A 254-nucleotide genomic window follows, 5' to 3' on the forward strand; every position below is an offset into this window, starting at 1 on the left:
TTTTTGGAGCCAGCCGCCTAAGGTGGGACAGATGATTGGGGTGAAGTCGTAACAAGGTAGCCGTATCGGAAGGTGCGGCTGGATCACCTCCTTTCTATGGAGAATTGATGAACGCTGTTCATCAATAAAGTTTCCGTGTTTCGTTTTGTTCAGTTTTGAGAGAACTATCTCTCATATATAAATGTATGTTCTTTGAAAACTAGATAACAGTGTAGCTCATATTTTTTAATTTTTAGTTTGGTTAAGTTAGAAAG

At 38.6% G+C, this 254-nt stretch carries 1 rRNA gene; it reads left to right on the forward strand.

What is annotated here, in order from left to right:
* A 16S ribosomal RNA gene (locus GBN78_RS30025) occupies positions 1-94 on the forward strand; the annotation flags it as partial.
* Positions 95-254 lie beyond the last annotated feature (160 nt).

The sequence above is a fragment of the Bacillus sp. B2-WWTP-C-10-Post-4 genome, assembly GCF_009183805.1.
Lineage (GTDB): Bacteria > Bacillota > Bacilli > Bacillales > Bacillaceae_G > Bacillus_A > Bacillus_A cereus.